This is a genomic window from Bacteroides graminisolvens, assembly GCF_963666085.1.
Taxonomy (GTDB): domain Bacteria; phylum Bacteroidota; class Bacteroidia; order Bacteroidales; family Bacteroidaceae; genus Bacteroides; species Bacteroides graminisolvens.
Window position 1 is genome coordinate 3454926 of record NZ_OY762556.1, and the last position, 18502, is coordinate 3473427.

The following is an 18502-nucleotide window of genomic DNA, read 5'->3' on the forward strand; positions in this document are numbered from 1 at the left end:
TCTTTGCATCCATGAAAGAATACAAACTGACAGACTGGTTGCCTACAACCAAGAAAGAAGTGGAGCTTCGTGGATGGGAAGAACTGGATGTAATCCTCTTTAGCGGTGATGCATACGTAGATCACCCTTCATTTGGTGCGGCTGTAATTGGTCGCATACTTGAAGCTGAAGGCTTGCGCATTGCAATTGTTCCTCAACCTAACTGGCGAGATGATTTAAGAGACTTCAAGAAATTGGGTCGTCCACGTCTTTTCTTTGGGGTAAGTGCCGGTTGTATGGATTCCATGGTCAACAAATATACGGCCAACAAACGACTTCGCAGCGATGATGCATACACTCCCGACGCACGTCCTGACATGCGTCCGGAATACCCTAGTATTGTATATACACGTATTCTGAAAGAATTATGGCCGGACACTCCGGTTGTTTTAGGAGGGATTGAAGCATCCATGCGCCGGCTTACGCATTATGACTATTGGCAAGATACTGTTCGAAAAAGTATTTTATGTGATAGTGGAGCCGACTTACTAATATACGGAATGGGCGAAAAACCAATCGTGGATTTGGCACATCATTTACAAAAAGAAATAGAGACAGCCAGCATTGAGCAGATAACTGTAGCCCACCTGAAAGCATTAGACTTCATTCCTCAAACCGCTTACATATCATCATCCATTCAACCGAATGCCGACGATATTTTGTTGGCCAGCCACGAAGAATGTTTGAGTGACAAGAAGAAACAGGCTGCCAATTTCCGTTTTATTGAGGAAGAAAGTAATAAATATGCTGCATCCAGAATGATTCAGTACGTAGGGAAAGAAGCGATAGTGGTAAACCCACCTTATCCGCCCATGAATCAGCAAGAGCTCGACCATTCTTTTGATTTACCCTATACTCGTTTACCGCACCCAAAATACAAGAACAAGCGGATTCCCGCCTACGACATGATCAAGTTCTCGGTCAATATTCATCGAGGTTGTTTTGGTGGTTGTGCCTTTTGCACCATCTCGGCGCATCAGGGTAAATTCATTGTCAGCAGAAGCAAAGAAAGCATTCTCAAAGAGGTTAGTGACGTGACTCAATTACCTGACTTCAAAGGCTATTTAAGTGATTTGGGCGGGCCTTCGGCAAATATGTATATGATGAAAGGCATTGATGAAGATATTTGCAGAAAGTGCAAACGTCCTTCGTGCATTCACCCTAAAGTTTGTCCTAATCTTAATACGGACCATAAGCCATTGTTGGATATTTACCGGAGCGTAGATGCACTTCCGGGTATTAAGAAAAGTTTCATTGGCAGTGGGATCAGATATGATTTATTACTACATAGAAGCAAAAAAGAAGAGATAAACCGCCATGCAGATGAGTATACTCGCGAACTGATCAGCCGTCATGTAAGCGGCCGTCTCAAAGTGGCACCCGAGCACACCAGCGACGAAGTTCTTTACATCATGCGAAAGCCTTCTTTCAAACAGTTTGAAGAGTTCAAAAAGATATTCGACCGCATCAACCGGGAAGAGAATATGCGTCAACAGCTTATTCCTTATTTCATAAGTAGTCACCCCGGCTGCAAAGAAGAAGATATGGCTGAACTGGCCGTGCAAACCAAACGCTTGGATTTTCATTTGGAACAGGTTCAGGACTTCACCCCTACTCCTATGACAGTAGCAACAGAAGCCTGGTATACCGGTTATCACCCATATACTTTAGAACCTGTTTTCAGTGCAAAAACGCCTCGTGAAAAGCTGGCACAACGGCAATTCTTTTTCTGGTATAAACCCGATGAACGCCGTGATATTATCAGTGAACTAAAAAGACTCGGCAGAAAAGATTTGATAGACCAACTGTACGGAAAGCCATAGAAGAAATTATTTTTCTTCCATGGCTATCATTTCTTGTAGCACACTAACAGCTGTTTCAACATTCTCAACTGATTTTATAACCATAGACCGTTTGCCATTAGGTTCGCGCAGCTCACAACGACGGGTATAGGCCATCATATAAGCAATCACTTTACCAAAAGCAGTGCTTTGAAAGAATGGACTATCGGGGTTGGAGACAAAAAACAGAGTCATTCTTCCGGCTTTCAGGAAAACCTTCTCTGCTCCCAGTCGGGCTGCCAAGCGTTTCAGAGGAACAATACGCAGCAATTCTTCCGTTTCGGGAGGTATAGGTCCGAAGCGATCCTCCAATCGGCCACGAAATGCCACCACTTCCTTATCCAGATTCAAACTGTCGAGTTCACGGTAAAGCAACATTCGTTCACTGCTTCCCGTCACATAATTGGCAGGCAAAAGAAGTTCCAAATCACTCTCAACCATACATTCGTCCACAAATTGCTCGCCACTGATCTTACCGTCGCTCATCACTTCATCGGCATACAACTCAGCAAACTCATCCGTTTTCAATTCGCGTACAGCCTCTGTTAATATCTTCTGATATGTTTCGTACCCCAGGTCAGCAATAAAACCACTTTGCTCTGCACCAAGCATATTACCCGCTCCGCGTATATCCAAATCTTGCATAGCAATGTGAATACCACTTCCCAGATCACTAAAATTCTCAATGGCCTGTAACCGTCGACGCGCTTCCGGAGTCAAGCTGGGCAAGGGAGGTGCCAATAAATAGCAGAATGCTTTTTTATTGCTACGTCCTACTCTGCCTCGCATCTGATGCAAATCACTCAGACCAAAATTATGAGCTTGATTAATTATAATAGTATTCGCATTCGGTATATCTATTCCACTCTCAATAATGGTTGTGGCAATCAGCACATCGTAGTCATAATTCACAAAATCTAAAATGACTTGTTCCAACTGCGCAGGCTCCATCTGTCCATGTCCTATCACAATGCGACAGTCAGGTATGCGACGCTGAATCATTGCCTTAAGCTCCGGCAAGTTCGAGATTCGATTATTAACCAGAAACACCTGACCGTTGCGACTCATCTCAAAGTTAATGGCATCTGTTATGACTTCCTCGTTGAACGTATGCAACTCTGTTTGTATGGGATAACGGTTAGGCGGAGGAGTAGAAATCACACTCAAATCACGCGCACCCAGCAATGAGAACTGTAATGTACGCGGAATAGGCGTTGCCGTCATGGTCAACGTGTCAACATTGACTTTTAACTGGCGGAGTTTCTCTTTCACACTAACTCCAAACTTCTGCTCTTCGTCAATAACTAACAGTCCAAGATCCTTAAACACGACGTCTTTGCCAAGAATACGGTGCGTTCCGATCAAGATATTCACCGTACCCTCTTTTAATCCTTTGATAACACTTCGCGTCTGTGTGGCAGTACGTGCCCTACTCAGGTAATCAACTTTACAGGGAAGATCCTTCAAGCGTTCTTTAAATGTTTGATAATGTTGATAAGCCAATACGGTTGTGGGAACTAAAACAGCGACTTGTTTATTATCTGTCACCGCTTTAAAAGCAGCACGAATAGCAACCTCGGTTTTACCAAAACCTACGTCACCGCACACCAAACGGTCCATCGGCACATCCCGTTCCATATCTTGCTTGACATCAGCAGTAGACTTACTTTGATCGGGAGTATCCTCGTAAATAAAACTTGCCTCCAGTTCCCTTTGTAGAAAACTATCGGGACTAAACGCAAAGCCTTTTTCTTCCCTGCGTTGTGAATAAAGTTTAATCAGATCACGTGCAATATCTTTAATCTTTGATTTGGTTCGCTCTTTCAACTTCTCCCAAGCACCTGTTCCCAATTTATTCAGGCGTGGAGGTTCTCCTTCCTTTCCTTTGTATTTGGAAACCTTGTGTAGGGAATGAATAGATACGAACACCACATCTTCATTCTGATATACTATTTTGATAACCTCCTGTGTCGTGTCTCCGTTGGGTATACGCACCAATCCGGCAAAACGTCCAACGCCATGATCAGTATGTACAACATAATCTCCGGGAGTAAACTGATTCAGTTCCTTCAACGAAAGAGCCACTTTACCCGAGCGCGCCTTGTCACTCTTTAAATTGTATTTGTGGTAACGGTCAAAAAGTTGATGATCGGTAAACACACAAATACGCAGTTGATTATCGGCAAAACCTTCATGCAACGTTCGTTCCACGGGAACAAAGCTGATGTGATCGCCACGATCCTCAAAGATGGAACGGATTCGCTCAGTCTGCTTATTACTGTCACTACATATATAAAGAGTATAACCTTTCTCCTGATACTCCTTGAAGGAAGCGGCAACTAAATCGAAATTCTTATGAAAGACAGGTTGAGGCATTACGGCAAATTGCAAACTGGCATCCGGTGTACCGGTGGGTTTTGATCCGAACTCAAGCCGACGAAAATCAAGTGCTCTGGTCACAAACTCACTTCCGTCAATGAGTTTATTCTCCAGCCTTATCGGAGCCGACCCTTCCTCTTGTGCTATGAGGGCCTGAGGAGCAACCGCCTCTTCATAAATAACCTGCATGCGTTCGCGAAGCCATAGAAAGTCCTTCACCGCCAATACGGTATTCTGAGGAATAAAATCAAGAAAAGAAGTATCACTCCCATCGCCAAGTCCCAAATCGGGAACAATCACAATGTCCTTCTTCTTTTCTATTGAAAGCTGAGACTCAACTTCAAAAGTACGGATACTCTCTACTTCATCGCCAAAAAAGTCGATACGATAAGGAAACTCGGAAGAGAAAGAAAACACGTCAATGATACTTCCTCGCACGGCATACTGTCCGGGTTCATAAACATAGTCAACGTACTCAAATCCGTAACTATGAAGTACATCTGTAATAAAAGATGTGTCGACCCGCTCGCCCGTATGTAGTTTCAGCGATTTTTCCTTTAAATTATTACGGGAAACCACCTTTTCCGAAAGCGCATCGGGGTAAGTAACGATACAGACAGATGTATCTCCTTTTTCCAAACGACTAAGTGCTTCGGTGCGTAAAATTTCGTTTGCAGCATCTTTTTGGCCATACTTTATCGCCCTGCGGAAAGAAGAAGGAAAGAACAAAACCCGCTCAGTTCCCAATATCTGCGTAAGATCGTGATAAAAGTAGCCTGCTTCTTCCAGATCACCCAATATGAAAACGAACGGAACATCGTATTTCCGGATCAATGAGGATGAAAAAAAAGAAGCAGCGGAAGCGCATAATCCTCCGCAAAAAAGATGTTTAACTGAAGTATCGTTAAGTAATTTATTGACCGCATCGGTATGAGGATGTGCGGCATATTGTTGTTGCAGTTCGGTAATGGTCATCTTTTGCTATTATCAAAAAAGCTAATTAGGGCACAAAAGTACTAAATTATACTTAGTTTTCATGCATTCTTTTTTATAACTACAAGAAAAAGAGTACATTTGTTTCTCAATTTAACAAAACTCCTATATGCAGACATCGGACAGCATTGTAATTATTCCCACATATAATGAAAGGGAAAACATAGAAAACATAATTCGTGCAATCTTTGGACTTGAAAAGGTATTTCACATTCTTATCATCGATGACGGATCACCCGACGGAACTGCTGCCATTGTAAAATCCTTGCAAACCGAATTCACTGATCAGCTTTTTATATTGGAAAGAAAAGGCAAATTAGGATTGGGCACCGCTTATATTGCAGGGTTCAACTGGGCATTGCAACATCAATACGACTTCATTTTTGAAATGGATGCCGACTTTTCTCACAATCCGAATGATTTACCCCGTTTATACAAAGCTTGTCACGAAGAAGGTGCCGATGTAGCCATCGGTTCCAGATACGTCAGTGGAGTCAATGTGGTAAACTGGCCGATGGGAAGAGTCTTAATGTCCTATTTTGCTTCCAAATACGTACGCATCATTACCGGAATGCCTGTGCACGACACAACAGCCGGTTTCAAATGCTATAGCAAAGAAGTGCTCGAAACCATACGATTAGACAAAATCCGCTTCAAAGGATATGCTTTTCAAATAGAGATGAAATTCACGGCATACAAATGCGGGTTCAAAATAACCGAAGTACCGGTTATTTTTATCAACCGCGAATTGGGAAGTTCTAAAATGAATAGCAGTATATTCGGCGAAGCCGTTTTCGGAGTTATTAAATTAAAGATAAACAGTTGGTTTTATAAATATCCTCAGAAAAAATGAAACGTATTCTCATCAAAAACGCTACGATAGTGAACGAAGGGAAACTATTTACGGGGTCCGTCGTTATTGAAGGTGAACAAATAGCCGAAATACTGGCTGCGGGCGTAACGCCTCAAAATCCTTGCGGGGAAGTTATTGACGCAACAGGATGCTACCTCCTACCCGGTATTATTGATGTGCACGTGCATTTTCGAGATCCGGGACTGACACACAAGGCAGACATTACCACCGAAAGCAAAGCAGCCGCAGCCGGTGGAGTCACATCAATAATGGATATGCCCAATACCACACCGCTCACTGTAACCTTGAGTGCGCTGCATGAGAAGCTCGACATCATGGCTCAAAAATCTTCGGTGAATTACTCTTGTTATTTCGGTGCAACCAATAACAATTACAAAGAGTTTTCGCAGTTGGATGAGCATAGTGTGTGCGGCATAAAACTTTTCATGGGCTCCAGTACCGGTAACATGCTGGTTGACCGTGCAAAAAGCCTGTCAAACATCTTCAGCTCTACCAACTTACTGATAGCCACGCATTGTGAAAGCCCCGATATCATCAAAAAGAATCAGAACCATTACAAAGAAAAATTCAATGGCGCCGATGATCTCCCGATTGGCTATCATCCGCTGATACGCTCTACGCAAGCTTGTTATGCCTCTTCAAAAATGGCTGTAAAACTAGCACAAAAAGAAAAGGCGCGCTTGCACATATTACACATTTCTACAGCAAAGGAACTAGGTTTGTTTACCAACGAAATTCCGGTTAAAGAAAAGAAAATCACAGCAGAAGTTTGTGTACCTCACCTTGTTTTCGCAGCAAGAGATTATAAAAGACTGGGAACCCGCATCAAATGCAATCCGGCTATAAAAAAAGCCAATAACAGGGAAGCACTCCGTGCAGCTGTGAACAGTAATTTGATTGACACCATTGCAACCGATCATGCACCTCACTTGCCGGCCGATAAAGAAGGAGGAGCTTTGAAAGCTGCTTCGGGAATGCCTATGATTCAATTTTCTTTGGTCAGTATGTTGAACCTTGTTGACGAAGGAGTGTTTACTATTGAAAAGGTGGTGGAAAAGATGTGCCACGCACCTGCTACAATTTATAGTATTAATAACCGCGGATATATTCGTCAAGGCTATCAGGCCGACTTGGTTTTGGTACGTCCTAAAAGCGACTGGGAGTTAACCCGGGAACAGATTCTGAGCAAGTGTCAGTGGAGTCCTCTGGAAGGTACCACTTTTCATTGGGCGGTACAGAACACATTCGTTAACGGACATCCGGTTTACTCACAAGGGCAAATTGATGAAACGTATCGCGGACAAAGATTAAGTTTTAGATGATTATAAAGTATAAGATTCATGAGGTATCCGAGTACATCAACTGGATTTACTTTTTCCATGCTTGGGGATTTCAACCTCGCTTTGCCGCAATTGCAGATATTCACGGATGCGACTCCTGCCGCGCGTCTTGGTTAGCCGGGTTCCCGGAAGAAGACAGAGCTAAGGCAGCCGAGGCCATGCAGTTGTATAAAGATGCCAACCGCATGCTCAACCAACTCGATGAAGATTTTGAAATTAAGTCGGTCGTTAAGTTGTGCGAAGCAAACTCCGATGGCGACAATCTCATCATCGACGGTGTTACGTTTCCGCTACTCCGGCAGCAAGCCAAGAAAAGAGAAGGAGGCCCTTTCCTTTGTCTGAGTGATTTTGTACGCCCCCTCTCATCGGGAATCAAAGACACGGTAGGCGCTTTTGCAACCAGCATTGATGCCGACATGGAAGGTTTATTTGAGAAAGATCCCTATAAGCATATTATTGTTCAGGCATTGTCGGACCGGCTGGCTGAAGCTGCCACCGAAAAGATGCACGAATACGTACGCAAGGAAGTCTGGGGTTACGCCAAAGATGAAAACCTCAGCATGAAAGACCTCATGGTTGAGAAGTATCAGGGAATAAGACCGGCGGTTGGTTATCCTTCGTTACCCGACCAATCGGTAAACTTCCTGCTCGATGAAGTGCTTGACATGAAACAAATTGGTATCAAGCTCACCGAGAACGGTGCCATGTATCCCCATGCATCTGTTTGCGGACTTATGTTTTCGCATCCGGCGTCACAATACTTTGCCGTAGGAAAGATAGGCGAAGATCAGTTGGCCGACTATGCGCAAAGACGTGGTAAGACAGTAGAGGAAATGAAGAAGTTTCTGGCTGCCAACTTACAATAAGACACAATCCAATGACTCCATAAACAAAAAAATCACTTCGTTGTGTGATTTTTAAGCGGTACTAAACGACTAACCTTTTAAAAAGCAATCTCCGGAAAATGAATGTGAACACAGAACAGGAATTCCTGTCCGTTATCAAAGAGTATGAGCGGGTAATCTATAAAGTTTGTTACCTCTATACTTCCAGGAATGCCACACTCAACGATTTGTATCAAGATGTGGTATTGAACCTATGGAGGGCGTATCCTAAGTTCAGGGGTGAATGTAAAATCTCCACATGGATTTACAGAATTGCTTTGAACACATGCATCAGTTTTATCCGTAAAGAAAAAAATGTGCCCGAGATCGTGACTCTCACTCCCTATGAAAGCGAATGGATGACTGAAGAGCAAGACAGTTTTCAGCTGATGCTGAAGGAACTGTATTACCTCATCGGTCAGTTAGGACAACTTGACAAATCCATTATTCTGCTTTATCTGGAAGAAAAAAGTTACGAAGAGATCAGTGAAATAACAGGTCTTACGGTTACCAATGTGGCAACAAAGCTGAATCGCATCAAAGAGAAGTTAAGAAAGATGAAGAAGAGCAACGAATAAAAAGAATTAGCTATATGGAATTGGATGAGTTAAAAAAATCGTGGAATGCACTTGACCAGCATTTGCAAAAAGACAGATTGGTTGACGAAGACAAGCTCAGTGAGCTAATCTCAACATACAAAAGCAATGCCGGCAAGAGTATCAGAAGACTGGCCGGTTGGCAACGCTTATCAGTTAGTATCGGCATCGCAGCCATTCTGATTGTGGTAGCATTGTGGTGCATACTTCCCCGTTTTATTTCCGGAAACCTGAAAGATGAATCGTGCATACTGTGTCTTTTCTTTGCAGTCACCATCATTCTGGGAATTTTCTGGGATCTGAAAACATACCAGTGGGTCAGAGACACGAAAGTTGACGAAATGCCCATTGTACAAGTAGCCCTTCGGATGAATAAATTCCGTTCCTGGATGAAGTATGAAGTAATAGCCATCTCCGTATGGGCCGTACTCTTTACCAGTTTATATTACTATTTAGTAGGTTTGTATCATAAACCCTTGCTATTTCAGGTAATTATTATATCTTTGCTGCTATTGGTAGATGTCTGCATCATCTACCTGGTTTATAAAAAGCTTATTTATAGTCATTTAGATACTATTAAAAAGAATATAGAAGAACTTGAAGGACTTCATATCGCAGAGGCGCCTGACGATAACTTCAGAGCATAATCACTTCATTGAAAAGCGTATTCTTTACTCCTATTGGTTATAAGAAGGGGTTCCTCTGCGTTATTATATTTCCGGTTATTCACCTTTGTTGTGAACAACCGGAAATATTTTTATGTTATCACTAATTAAAAAACAAAACCAAACGTATGATTCAACGAATAATGGCCATTCTGGCCGTAGCACTGATAGTGCCCGACATTTATATTTATAAGATGTTCATTGTGCGACTCACCGACAGCTTGTTATGGCGGTGTTTGTATTTCGTTCCTTCCATTCTGTTACTAACCGGACTGGCTCTGTTGTTTTTCTTCGGAAGCAGTAGTTTCCTGGAAGACCGCGGACACTGGATGGGCTGGTTTGCAGTGGTGTTTTTCCTGTTTGTACTGCCTAAGCTCCTTTTCATGATCATCTCACTGTTAGGATTGCCCTTCCATGTACTGCTACATTGGCCCAAAACTCCGTTTACCCTTTTAGGCATAGCAGTTGCCACCCTGTTGGCAGGTATTATTGTGTACGGATCGGCCATCGGCAAAACACGCTTTGAAGTTAAGGAAGTCGACTTCCACGCAGGCAACTTACCCGCTGCATTCAACGGCTATCGCATCGTTCAGTTATCTGACATACATATCGGAAGCTGGAGGGGCAATGAAGAAGCCATGCAGGAAGCAGTAAACCGGGTGAATGCGCTGGAACCGGATCTCATCGTGTTCACGGGCGATTTGGTTAACCACAAAGCCTCCGAATTAGATGGCTTTCAGGATATACTCTCACAGTTGAAAGCCAAAGACGGAGTCTATTCTATCTTGGGCAACCACGACTACGGTCCGTACTTCCGCTGGAAAAGTAAGGCCGATCAGGCCAAGAACCTCCGTCAATTACATGAAAGGCAAACGGAAATGGGCTGGAAAATGCTCAATAATTCGCATGTTATTCTACACAAAGGGAACGACAGCATAGCCCTGATAGGTGTGGAAAACGAAGGTGAACCTCCCTTTTCTCAGCACGGTGACCTGGTGAAAGCCATGCAGGGCACCGAAGGAATGTTTCAATTGCTACTTAGCCACAACCCCACTCATTGGCGAAGAGAAGTGCTATCTAGATCGGACATTGAGCTGATGCTGGCCGGACATACGCACGGCATGCAAATGGCCTGGGGAAACCATTCGCCTTCTTCCTTCATTTATCCCGAATGGAAAGGGATGTATAAAGAAGGAGAACGCGGACTCTATGTAAACCTCGGACTGGGTTTCGTTGGATTGCCATTCCGTTTTGGCGCCTGGCCTGAAATTACCCTCCTTACCTTGCAACAAGGAAGTGCTGAATAAATAACAAGAAGCCGGATCCGGGTTAACCAACAACCCGAATCTGGCTTCTTCCGTTAACCGACTTATGCACCTGTATCTGCACAGAAATTCGTTCACTCATTTCCTGCACGTGTGAAATCACACCGATTTTGCGTCCCTGCATCTGCAACATTTCCAAAGCCTCCATGGCCATACGCAAACTTTCTGCGTCCAGCGAACCAAATCCTTCGTCAATAAACAAAGACTCAACCTGCAAATTATTGCTTGATAACGAAGAAAGTCCCAACGCCAACGCCAGCGAAATAAGGAAAGACTCCCCGCCCGAAAGCGAATAAACTGTACGCACTTCATCGCACATATCGCCATCAATAACTTGCAGGGCAAGCGAATCGGGTACCTGTTGCAAACGATAGCGGCGCGACAAGTACGACAAATGTTTGTTGGCATGCAACAAAAGCAAATTCAACGTATACCCCTGGGCAATTACCTTAAACTTATTACCATCCGCACTACCAATCAACTTATTCAGTTTTTCCCACTTCAAGAATGAATTTTGCTTTTCAATCAATTCCTTTTCCAGCTCCTGCAAACGCTTTTGGTTTTGCTCGTGCTGCAACAGTCTCAGTTCAACTGCGGAATGGGCACGATCATTTTCCAGATTAACCTCTTTCTGCCGTTCCAGTATTCCGGGCAATTGCTCCGGCTCTTCAATCAGACTTTTTTTCTCATTCAGCTCCTTCAACGTATCCGACAAGCGGCGAATTTCCCCCTGAATGCCAGACAAGACGAGCTTGCCGTTCTCCAATTCCCCCCGGCACTTCTCCAATGCATCGACCAACTTTGCCTCGTGACTCTTTACCGCTGCCACCGCATCCTCAATCGGTTTGCCTTTGAGCAAAGATGCACGTTGCTGCTGAAAGTCCTTCAAATTCTTATCAGCCTGGCTAAAACGTTCCTTCTCCCTTTCTTCCGTTTGCTTGAGCAGGGCAAGACGTTCACTCACTGCCTGCAACTCCTGCATTTTCAACTTACCATCGCCAATAGCTTCCACAAGCACCTCGCACTCTTTGTGCAAAGAAGCCGTAGCCTCCTCTTGTTGCCGCAACTCCTTATTAATCGTTTCGTATTCCTGCACCTTACGAGTTATCTCCTCCCCGCGCTTGCGACATTTTTCCAAAGCCACTTCCAGCCATTGCAACAAGTCGGCTTCGTCACCGGCCTTTTCCTTCCATGCACTCAATTTCAGGGAACACTGTTTTTCCTGCTCCTGCAAACGAGCCGTTTGTGCAGCAACCGTTATCTCTTGTTCGGTAATTTGCTTCAGTTCACCCAAAAGAGCCGATTTCTTATTGCCAATTTCCTGTACCTTCTTTTCTTCCTGTTGGTACTTTTCCTGAATACTCTGAAACAGCTCATCCAAAGCCTCCGAAGGTTGCTCATAAGGATGTTCGCGACTGCCGCACACCGGACAAGGCTCTCCTTCAAGCAAATTCGCACGCAAGGCTTCCACATTTTGCGTCATGGCATTGCGGGCGTTTTCATACACCTTTTGTAAACCGGAAAAAGACTCCTGCCATACACGATGCTGTGTTTCGAGTTCGGCCACATCCTCACCTGCCTTTTGTTTGCGAGCCTTTAGTTGATTCTGTTGAAGCATTAACTCCCGCAACTCCTTGCTCACCCTTTCCCAATCGGTAAAGGTATGGCGGGCCGACTGCAATTGCTCTTGCTCTTTCAGCAACACCGCTTGCTCACTACCAAGCGCTTTTATATCGAAAACAGCCAGCTGATTCTTTATCTTTTCGGCAGACTCCCGCTGCTTCAGTAACACCTGTCGCCCAGTTTGCAACAGAGTTTCCGCCCGATTCAATGCTTCCTGCATTCGGTTACCGGTGGAGACCGACGATAATTCAGAAAAAGAAATTTGTTCGGCTACTACCCCATCGGTAACACCTGCGGACATCTTTGCCAAACGTTGACGCAAGCCCTGCGCCTGCAACTGACCTTCCAAACCGGCAACCAACTGCTGCTTTCCGACCACCTGCCTTTCCGCTTCCTCCCTTTCCCTGCAAGCCTTCTGCAAAGAAGCCTGCGCTTCGGTGAAAGTCAGGTTTGCCGACTGAATCTTCACGTCGAGCTCCCTCGCCGCATTCAGTTCCGGTTGCAACTCCTCCACCTTTTGACGGAACACCTCCAGCTCCGTCCGCTGCTTGTCGAACCCTTCCTGCAAAGCAACCAACTTCCGTCCCTGTTCACTCTCTTCCTTTTGTTTCTGAGCCAACAAAGTCTGCTGGCCAACAAACGCCTGCAACGTTTGCAACTGTTCCGTAAGCAAAGCCAACTGTCGCACCCCCTGCTCCCTGACAACGGTGAGTTCCTGCTTTTGTTTCACACAAGCCTCCCATTCTTCGGGCTTCATCAGTTCAACCAATCCCAGCGTTTCCTTCACCCGTTTGTAAGCCTCTTCCTCCAGCTTGCTACGCTGGTAAATCTCTCTGGAAATGCGCGAATAAATATCCGTTCCAGTCAACTTCTCGAGCAGTTCCGCCTTGGCCGATTCCTTAGACTTGAGAAACGTGGCAAAGTCGTTTTGCGCCAATAACACCGTGCGGGTAAACTGCTCGTACGTCAGTCCCACTAATCCGGCCAGCTGTCCCAACACCTCCGTTTTGGTACCCTGCAACTCCGCATCCGTATCCAGATCACACGCCTGAATGGTTTGCGCCTGCAACGAACCCGTAGCCTTCCCCCGCGCCCGACGAACCGACCAGCGCGAGCGATAACGACGACCCGTGGCACCCAGAAAGTCGACCTCCGCATACCCTTCACCCGTTCCCCGGCGAAGAATGTTGCGCACATCCGACTGGTTGATCATCGCCTCCCCCACATCACGGAGGAACTGATTTTCACCCGTGGCAGCAAAGCGCGGCGTTTTGTCGTACAGCGCCAGACAAAGCGCATCGAGCACAGTCGACTTCCCCGCACCTGTAGGTCCCGATATGGCAAAGATTCCGGCCGAAGCCAAAGGTTCCGCAGTAAAATCCACCTCAAAACTTCCCTCTATGGAAGCCAAATTCTTCAAACGTATGGCTAATATCTTCATGTCAATTCCCTCAATCCTTACTCATTATCATTCAAAGCCGTCAGCCGGCACGCCTCCTGAAACAATTCAACCATCTCGTTGGGCATATCCGTTTGATACGTCTTTTCGAAAGTCGCCTTCAATATCTGCAACGGATCCATCGCCTCCAGTCCTTCTTCCACCACCTTCTCTTCGGAAGCCGAAACGGACTCTTTCCGGTAAGAAGAAACAATCCGCGCCAATCGCACCTGCTTGTCTTTCACCAACTCCTCCACCTCATTCCGAAACATCGGCTCAGGCTCAGCCAGTAACACCTTTATTTCCAGATACGGAGCCGACAACTCCTCTTCACGCGGAGGCAGAGAACTCAATAACTCCAGCACCTCCCCGGGAGAAACAGCCTCACCGGACGGCACGCTCAACAAAGACACCAACGGATGGTAAGGCAACTTCTCGATAGATTGCAGCTTGCCATTGGCCAATGTGACCAGCACCGCCCCGTGGTGGTAGTTGCGTTCGGCAAACGACATGGGGAGTGGACTCCCGGCATAGCGCACATGCTCCTTGCCCGACACCCGTTGCGCCTTGTGAATATGCCCCAATGCCGTGTAAGCAATCCGCTCATCGAACACATCGGGCGACACACACTCCAATCCGCCTATAATCGTTCGCTCGCTATAATCCTTCTCTGCAATCTCAGAGCCAACCGCCTGCAAATGCCCCACTGCCACCAATGCCTGATTCTCCGTTTGACGAAGAGCAGCACATTGCACCAGTTCCTGATAGAACATCCGCACCCCGGCGGCATACGTATTCTCAGCACCTTCGGGCACAACATAGTCGCCCTGCCTCAAAAACGGCACCGCCAAACACAAAGCTTCCACCTCACCGCGGGCATTTTTCAGTTCCACAATCAAGTCATCGTACAAAGGTTTACCTTCGCTTTTGGGCACTACGCCCTTAATTTCCGTCCGCATTTCCTGCAACAAAGGCAGCGGAGCCTCCAGTCGCGCTGCCGAATCGTGATTTCCCGCCACAACAACCAGTTGCAAAGCAGGGTTCTCCGTTGTAACCCTGCTCACAAACCGGTAAAACATGCGTTGCGAAGCCGCCGAAGGATTCGACACATCGAATACATCACCCGCAATGATCAACACATCCACGTCGTGTTGGCGGATCGTGTCACACAACCAGTCGAGAAAATGCAGGTGCTCATCCGTGCGGTCATAACCAAAGAAACTTTGTCCCAAATGCCAATCGGCCGTATGCAGTATGCGTATCATAATGATTTATGTGTTTTCAAACTAAACATCACTTGCAAAAATAAGGAATAAAAAGAAAGGGCTGCAAATTGCAGCCCTTTAAAATCAAGAGATAAGTGAAACTTATTCTCCGAAATAACGGTTGTAAAGACCTTCGAAGCCCTTTCCGTGACGAGCCTCATCCTTACACATTTCGTGTACGGTATCGTGAATAGCATCGAGGTTCAACGCCTTTGCACGAGTAGCGATACGTTTTTTGTCTTCGCAAGCACCTTGTTCGGCATCTTTGCGTTTCTGAAGATTTGTTTTGGTGTCCCACACACAGTCACCCAATAACTCAGCAAACTTAGAAGCATGCTCAGCTTCTTCCCACGCATAACGTTTGAATGCTTCAGCAATTTCGGGATAACCTTCACGGTCGGCCTGACGGCTCATAGCCAAATACATACCCACTTCGGTACATTCGCCCATGAAATGATTGTTGAGGTCCTTAATCATTTCTTCGTCGCAACCTTTAGCCACGCCAATTACGTGCTCGTCGGCAAAAGTCATAGGACCGCCTACAGATTCAATCACCTCAACGAATTTGCTTGCAGGCGCTTTACAAAGCGGACATTTCTCAGGAGCCTCATCACCTTCGTGTACGTAACCACATACGGTACATCTAAATTTCTTTTTCATTTCTCAGAATTTTAATTAATTAGTCATTATTATTTAAGCAGTTCTTACAGAACCCTTTATAGTAGTAGTGCATTTCATTTATCTCATGCCCGTCAATCACATTGGGCATCACTTCTTTGACAGGTGCCGGCATGGGCAAGTCGTATATCTTCCCGCAACATTTACACAAGAAATGTGCATGCGGAGTCGTATCACCGTCAAAACAAACATTTCGCTCATCAATGGTTAACATCTGTGCTGCTCCGTGCTCTACAAACAACTTCAAGGTATTGTACACCGTTGTTTTTGATAAAGTAGGAATTGACGGCGCCAGTGCATTGTACACCTCGTCGACCGACGGATGGCTCTTGTACTCCAGCAAATATTGCATGATGGCCATACGCTGAACGGACGGTTTTATATTGTATTGTAGCAAATGAGCGGTTATGTTTATCATGTCACGCAATTGTAATCATTACAAATTTGAATCTTATGCAAAGGTAACAAAGAGATTGAATAAACCAAAGAGTAAACAACTCTTTTTGGTGTGTTACGTAACATGAAAGACGATGTATTTCTGCTTTGAAGAACAAGTATGAATTATATTTTTTATTTTTGCAGTACGGAAACGATACGGGCAGCAATGTCTTATAATAAAGAGAATATGGTAAACTACGGATTTGTGAAGGTAGCGGCTGCAATACCTCAGGTGAAGGTGGCCGACTGTAAATGGAATGTTTCGCGCATGGAGCTTCTCATCAAGGAGGCTGAACAGCAAGGGGTACAGATGATTGTATTTCCCGAACTCAGCATTAGCGGATACACTTGCGGTGATTTGTTTGCCCAGCGACTGATAACGGAAGAGTCGGAAATGGCGCTGATGATGCTCCTGAACAACACCCGTCAGCTCGACATAGTATCTATTGTAGGTATGCCTTTGGGCGTTAACGCCACCCTGATCAATGCGGCCGTAGTGATACAGAAAGGTAAAATACTGGGCGTTGTGCCCAAGACCTACCTGCCCAATTACAAAGAATATTACGAGCAGCGTTGGTTCACCTCGGCGGCCCAACTGGTTGAAACGTCCGTACGCCTTTGCGGAGAGATGGTTCCCCTGGGTACTCACCTGCTTTTCGAAGCCTGCAACACCACCTTTGGCATTGAAATTTGCGAGGACATGTGGGCTACCGTTCCGCCTAGTTCTCATTTGGCTTTGCAGGGTGCGGAGATTATCTTCAACCCGTCGGCCAGTAACGAATGCATCGGCAAACATGCATACCGCTGTTCACTCATCAGCCAGCAGTCGGCCCGCTGCCTGGCAGGCTACGTATACGCTGCCTGCGGATTCGGCGAGTCGAGCACCGATGTTGTCTTTGGCGGCAACGGACTGATTTATGAAAACGGCAGTTTGCTGGCAGCAAGCGAACGCTTTGCGCTGGGCGAACAGCTTACCGTCAGCGAAATTGATGTGCAACGACTGCGCACAGAACGCCGCATGAACACCACTTTTGCCGCCAACCGTGCCAATCTGGGCATCGGAGCGGCTACGCGCATTCAAGCCGGACTGATGAACAGCAAGGAACTACACCTCACCCGTCGCTTTGCACCTCATCCTTTTGTACCGCAGGGCACAGCGCTCAACGAACGGTGCGAAGAGATTTTTGCCATTCAAGTAGGCGGACTGGCTCAACGTTTGCACCATACTTCGATGACTAAAGTAGTGGTGGGCATATCGGGCGGACTGGATTCCACGCTGGCTCTGCTGGTTTGTGTCAAGACATTCGACAAGCTGGGGCTTTCTCGCGAAGGAATCGTAGGGGTTACCATGCCTGGATTCGGCACTACAGACCGTACTTACAACAATGCGCTGGCACTAATGAAGTCACTCGGTGTGAGCATTCGGGAGATAGATATTAAAGCGGCCTGCATACAACACTTTGAAGATATCGGGCACGACATCGAGGTGCACGACGTTACCTACGAGAATTCGCAGGCCAGAGAACGCACACAGATATTGATGGACGTAGCCAATCAGGTAAACGGACTGGTCATCGGCACGGGCGACCTTTCGGAACTGGCTTTGGGATGGGCTACTTACAACGGCGACCACATGTCAATGTATGCCGTGAACACCAGCATTCCCAAAACACTGGTGCGATACCTGGTGCAATGGGTGGCAACTCATGGTGTTGACAATGACTCGCGCAACACACTTCTCGATATTATCGACACGCCTATCAGCCCGGAACTGATTCCGGCCGACGAGAACGGTAACATCAAACAGATAACGGAAGACTTGGTAGGACCTTACGAACTACACGACTTCTTCCTCTACTATTTTATGCGATTCGGCTTCCGCCCCTCGAAAATATTCTATCTGGCCATAGCTGCTTTTGAAGGAATGTATGACCGTGACACCATCAAGAAATGGCTGCACACGTTCTTCCGCCGTTTCTTCTCCCAACAGTTCAAACGTTCGTGCCTGCCCGACGGGCCGAAAGTGGGAAGCATTTCCATCAGTCCCCGAGGCGACTGGCGCATGCCGAGTGATGCCTCATCCGCCGGCTGGCTGGAAGAGATCGAAGCGTTGAAGTAAAACAA

General features: G+C 46.0%; 13 protein-coding genes. 8 read left to right on the forward strand and 5 right to left on the reverse strand.

Annotated features, from left to right (window positions below):
• Positions 1-11 precede the first annotated feature (11 nt).
• Positions 12-1862, forward strand: coding sequence for a YgiQ family radical SAM protein (locus ACKPCE_RS14490; RefSeq protein WP_319505703.1), 1851 nt, complete (start codon positions 12-14; stop codon positions 1860-1862).
• A gap of 6 nt (positions 1863-1868) precedes the next feature.
• Here ACKPCE_RS14490 and mfd read toward each other — a convergent pair whose 3' ends face one another.
• Entirely contained in the window at positions 1869-5234 is a 3366-nt protein-coding gene (gene mfd, locus ACKPCE_RS14495; RefSeq protein ID WP_319505704.1) for a transcription-repair coupling factor, read from the reverse strand.
• 127 nt (positions 5235-5361) lie between these two features.
• On the opposite strand from mfd, the gene ACKPCE_RS14500 reads away from it, so the two are divergent.
• The 6 genes from ACKPCE_RS14500 to ACKPCE_RS14525 all read left to right on the forward strand — a co-directional run bounded on the left by ACKPCE_RS14500 (position 5362) and on the right by ACKPCE_RS14525 (position 10918).
• Positions 5362-6105, forward strand: coding sequence for a polyprenol monophosphomannose synthase (locus tag ACKPCE_RS14500; RefSeq protein ID WP_319505705.1), 744 nt, complete (start codon positions 5362-5364; stop codon positions 6103-6105).
• Positions 6102-7448, forward strand: coding sequence for a dihydroorotase (locus tag ACKPCE_RS14505; protein ID WP_319505706.1), 1347 nt, complete (start codon positions 6102-6104; stop codon positions 7446-7448). The genes ACKPCE_RS14500 and ACKPCE_RS14505 overlap by 4 nt, the downstream gene beginning before the upstream one ends.
• Positions 7445-8332, forward strand: coding sequence for a vitamin B12 dependent-methionine synthase activation domain-containing protein (locus ACKPCE_RS14510; RefSeq protein ID WP_024996779.1), 888 nt, complete (start codon positions 7445-7447; stop codon positions 8330-8332). The genes ACKPCE_RS14505 and ACKPCE_RS14510 overlap by 4 nt, the downstream gene beginning before the upstream one ends.
• Positions 8333-8430: 98 nt before the next feature.
• Complete coding sequence (locus tag ACKPCE_RS14515; protein ID WP_024996778.1) at positions 8431-8928, forward strand: RNA polymerase sigma factor; 498 nt, start codon at positions 8431-8433, stop codon at positions 8926-8928.
• A 14-nt stretch (positions 8929-8942) separates the two neighbouring features.
• Entirely contained in the window at positions 8943-9593 is a 651-nt protein-coding gene (locus ACKPCE_RS14520) for a hypothetical protein (RefSeq protein ID WP_024996777.1), read from the forward strand.
• Positions 9594-9739: 146 nt separating this feature from the next.
• The gene (locus ACKPCE_RS14525) at positions 9740-10918 is read left to right on the forward strand and encodes a metallophosphoesterase (protein ID WP_319505707.1); all 1179 of its coding nucleotides are present in this window, start codon (positions 9740-9742) and stop codon (positions 10916-10918) included.
• 22 nt (positions 10919-10940) lie between these two features.
• On the opposite strand, the gene ACKPCE_RS14530 is transcribed toward ACKPCE_RS14525, so the two are convergent.
• The 4 genes from ACKPCE_RS14530 to ACKPCE_RS14545 all read right to left on the reverse strand — a co-directional run bounded on the left by ACKPCE_RS14530 (position 10941) and on the right by ACKPCE_RS14545 (position 16358).
• Positions 10941-14000, reverse strand: a complete 3060-nt coding sequence (locus ACKPCE_RS14530; protein WP_319505708.1) for an AAA family ATPase — start codon at positions 13998-14000, stop codon at positions 10941-10943.
• Positions 14001-14017: 17 nt separating this feature from the next.
• Positions 14018-15262, reverse strand: coding sequence for an exonuclease SbcCD subunit D (locus tag ACKPCE_RS14535; RefSeq protein ID WP_319505709.1), 1245 nt, complete (start codon positions 15260-15262; stop codon positions 14018-14020).
• 102 nt (positions 15263-15364) lie between these two features.
• Positions 15365-15922 carry an NADH peroxidase gene (locus tag ACKPCE_RS14540; protein ID WP_319505710.1) on the reverse strand — a complete coding sequence of 186 codons (558 nt, stop codon included), beginning with the start codon at positions 15920-15922 and terminating at the stop codon, positions 15365-15367.
• 19 nt (positions 15923-15941) lie between these two features.
• Positions 15942-16358, reverse strand: a complete 417-nt coding sequence (locus tag ACKPCE_RS14545) for a Fur family transcriptional regulator (protein WP_319505711.1) — start codon at positions 16356-16358, stop codon at positions 15942-15944.
• A 186-nt stretch (positions 16359-16544) separates the two neighbouring features.
• Between ACKPCE_RS14545 and ACKPCE_RS14550 the strand changes: the two genes are divergently transcribed.
• Entirely contained in the window at positions 16545-18497 is a 1953-nt protein-coding gene (locus tag ACKPCE_RS14550) for an NAD(+) synthase (RefSeq protein WP_319505712.1), read from the forward strand.
• Positions 18498-18502: the final 5 nt, after the last annotated feature.